We start from the raw sequence: 3,293 nt of genomic DNA, 5'->3' as shown, positions 1-3,293 counted from the left end.
GCTCGCGACCGTGTTCGTCGGCGACGAGTGACCTGCCGCCGCCTGACCGGCTCTGACACCCGACTGAACCTCATGTTAACACCCAACACTATCTACGGCTCCGGCCCGTACCCGCCGCATGGTCGACTTCGGCACGGTCTACTTGATCGCGACCGGCGCGGCGCTGCTGTTCGCGCTCGGCGTCGGGCTCCGAGTCCTCGCCGGGGTATTCCGGGACGGTCGCGAGCGCAGCCGAAAGCGGCGCGAGGGGGAGGTCGAGCGCTACACCGAGGATCCCGTCTACGACCGCGACCCGCCGGACGCAGACGCAGGGGGACAGCGGATCTGTCCACAGTGCGGCGCGGAGAACGCGTCCGAGTTCGTGTACTGCTCCGAGTGTGCGGCACCGCTCGGTCCGAATCCGTGACCGGGCCCGAGCCGAACGATCGAGCCCGACTGCGATGACGGGGCAGCTCGATCTTCAGTCGTCGCTGTCGAATGTGGCCCGCGCCGAAAAGGTATGCCGCCTCCCCGATTTGAACTCGCCGAGACGATCGACCTCGCTGCGCTCGGTCGCTGCGACTCGCCTGCTCAAATCGCGTCGGGAGCATTTATACTGCTCACTGTTCGGTCGCTCCGCTCCCTCACGAGTTCGCAGGAAAATGCCGCCTCCCCGATTTGAACGCCGGAAGACTTCGCTGCGCTCGTCTTCCGAGCCCCCGCTCGCTCCGCTCGCGGGGACGGGGGACAGCTCGATCTTCAGTCGGAACTCTCGAACTTGAATCGTACCGAAAAACTATGCCGCCTCCCCGATTTGAACTCGCCGAGACGGTCGACCTCGCTGTGCTCGGTCGCTGCGACTCGCCTGCTCAAATCGGCTCGGCGTCGTTTCTTCACCCGCTCACTGTCGCTCGCGGGTTCAGAATATGCCGCCTCCCCGATTTGAACGGGGGACAGCTCGATCTTCAGTCGAGTGCTCTCCCAGTCTGAGCTAAGGCGGCTCGCACTCGAAGTAACGCCGAATCGGGACAAAAGGATTTCGAAAGACTGCGGCTCGATCGCCGGACCGCCCCCATCTCTCCCCTCGATTGCGGACGTGCCCGCCGAAACCGGTCGATTTCACCGCTGCTCGCAGGCGACGGAGACGAACCGAGGTAGCGCAACCGACCCCTCTCCGGCCGACGTATCGGGTATCGATGTCCGATCACGATCACGACGATCACGACCACGACACCCACCACGAACACCTCGAAGCCGCCGTCGACGAGCGCGACGACTGGGCGCGCCGCCGCCGAAAGGGGATTCCGACCGACAAGAACCTCCTCGTCGTCGCCTGTATGGACGAGCGCATCCCGATCGAGGAGGCGCTCGGCATCGACCTCGGCGACGCGCAGGTGTTCCGCAACGCCGGCGGCAAGGTGACCGACGACGTGATCCGGTCGGCCGCGCTCACGACGAACCTCTTCGACACCGACGAGATCGTCGTGATCAACCACACCGACTGCGGCATGATGAGTGCCCCCGACGCGGCGATCCGCGACGGGCTCGCGGCGCAGGCCGGCGACCTCGACGACGCCGACCTCGACCCCTCGCTGCCGGAACTCACCATCGGCGACGCCGACCTCCTCGACTGGGTGAAGATGACCGACGACATCGACGCGGCCTGCGCCGCGCAGGTCGAGTACCTCCGCGAGTCCGCGTTCATCCCGGACGACACGACCGTCTCCGGCTACGTCTACGAGGTCGAGTCCGGCGAACTCCGCCGCCCCGACGAGCGGATCGCCGAAGAGATCAGCGAGCGACGGGCCTGAGCGTCCGACGCGGTTGATCCGACCGTCCGGCTGCGACGCTTCGATCGACCGACGAGACGACCCCTGCCGCCGCACCGGCCGAGGTGTGACGTTTTTATGCGCCCGCGGCGAACCCCGTCACGAATGGACCGAGTACGCGCGCCCGCGTTCGAGCGAGGTGATGTCGGTGGGCGCTGACGGCGATTCCGCCTCCGGATCTGACGCCGCGACCGACGCCACCGACGCGCCCGTCGTCGCCGGCTTCTTCTCCGGCTGTGGCGGGCTCGACTTGGGCTTCGAACGGGCCGGCTTCGACGTCGCGCTCGGGAGCGACCAGTGGGAGCCGGCCGCCGAGACCTACCGCCGAAACTTCCCAGACGTGGAGTTCGTCGATGAGGACGTCCGCGAACTCGACGCCGCGGCGATCCGCGAGTCCGTCGAGCGCGCCGGCTACGACCCCGGCGGGGTCGACGTGGTGATCGGCGGCCCGCCGTGTCAGGGCTTCAGCCGGCTCAACAACGAGCAGATCGAACTCGACGAGATGGAGAAGGACCGGCGGAACACGCTGTTCGAGGAGTTCCTCCGCGTCGTCTCCGTCCTCGAACCCCGGCTCGTCCTGATGGAGAACGTCCGCGACCTGATCAACCGCCAGACCAGCGACGACCGGTACGTGAAAGACCTCATCGTCGACGAGTTCGCGGCCCACGGCTACAAGTGCGAGTACCGGGTGCTGGAGGCCGAACAGTACGGCGTCCCCCAGAAGCGCCGCCGGATCTTCTTCGTGGGCACCGACCGCGACGTTCCCATCCGGTTCCCGGAGCCGACGACCCCGGAGGGGAGCTGGCGCACCGCCGGCGAGGCGCTCGCGGACGCGAGCGACGACCTCCCGAACATGACGTACGCGAACACCGGCGAGAAGACGCTCGAACGCATCCGTCACGTCCCGCCGGGCGGCTACTACCGCGACCTCCCCGACCGCCTGAAGACAAAGAAGTACCGCTGCGACTGCGAGGACACCGACACCTGCCCCCACGAGCCGGAGATCGTCAAGCGGTACGGCACGTACCTCCGCCGGCTCCACCCCGAGGAGCCGTCGCTGACGGTGAGCACGAACGTCTTCATCCACCCGAGCGAGGACCGCTACCTCACGCCCCGCGAGATGGCGCGGCTCCAGACGTTCCCCGACGAGTTCGCCTTCGAGGGGACGAAGACCGACGTGCTGAAACAGATCGGCAACGCGGTCCCGGTCCGACTGGGCGAGGAACTGGCGCGCCAGCTGCTGGAGTACTTTCCCGAGGTCCGCGACGCGCCGCCCGCCGACCCCGACGTGTACGAACAGCAGTCGCTGACTGACTTGGCCTGACTTTGGTTCGGTAGTCGCGGAAAACGCGTATGGGGCCGCTGAGAGTCGAACTCAGGTCCACTGCACCCAAGGCAGCGAGGATACCACTACCCCACGGCCCCTCGCCTCACACTACCCGCATGAGTCGCTAAAGCGTTTCGTTGCACGGGCGCGCCCCGCAC

The 3,293-nt window shown here is 67.1% G+C and carries 3 protein-coding genes and 2 tRNA genes; 3 read left to right on the top strand and 2 right to left on the bottom strand.

From position 1 onward, the window contains the following. Positions 1–118 precede the first annotated feature (118 nt). Positions 119–406: a zinc ribbon domain-containing protein gene (locus tag BN903_RS09590; RefSeq protein WP_048077527.1), complete on the top strand. Its 288-nt coding sequence runs from the start codon at positions 119–121 to the stop codon at positions 404–406. A gap of 500 nt (positions 407–906) precedes the next feature. Here BN903_RS09590 and BN903_RS09585 read toward each other — a convergent pair. Beyond that, positions 907–980: transfer RNA gene (locus tag BN903_RS09585), tRNA-Phe, on the bottom strand. Between the two features lie 195 nt (positions 981–1,175). Here BN903_RS09585 and BN903_RS09580 point away from each other — a divergent pair. Together BN903_RS09580 and BN903_RS09575 are read left to right on the top strand one after the other, a co-directional pair. Next, entirely contained in the window at positions 1,176–1,790 is a 615-nt protein-coding gene (locus tag BN903_RS09580) for a carbonic anhydrase (protein WP_048077526.1), read from the top strand. 160 nt (positions 1,791–1,950) lie between these two features. After that, a complete protein-coding gene (locus tag BN903_RS09575) occupies positions 1,951–3,132 on the top strand; it encodes a DNA cytosine methyltransferase (protein WP_195155773.1) in 1,182 nt (393 codons plus the stop codon). Positions 3,133–3,162: 30 nt separating this feature from the next. Here BN903_RS09575 and BN903_RS09570 read toward each other — a convergent pair. Further along, positions 3,163–3,233 (bottom strand) — tRNA-Pro (locus tag BN903_RS09570). Positions 3,234–3,293 lie beyond the last annotated feature (60 nt).

It is taken from the genome of Halorubrum sp. AJ67 (assembly GCF_000513435.1).
Note: the sequence above shows the minus strand (reverse complement) of the source record. Positions and strands in the feature narration are given on the sequence as shown.

Excerpts from the sequence above, each read along its gene's own strand:
- BN903_RS09590 (WP_048077527.1), top strand. The coding sequence starts at position 119 with ATGGTCGACTTCGGCACGGTCTACTTGATCGCGACCGGCGCGGCGCTG.
- BN903_RS09580 (WP_048077526.1), top strand. The coding sequence starts at position 1,176 with ATGTCCGATCACGATCACGACGATCACGACCACGACACCCACCACGAA.
- BN903_RS09575 (WP_195155773.1), top strand. The coding sequence starts at position 1,951 with ATGTCGGTGGGCGCTGACGGCGATTCCGCCTCCGGATCTGACGCCGCG.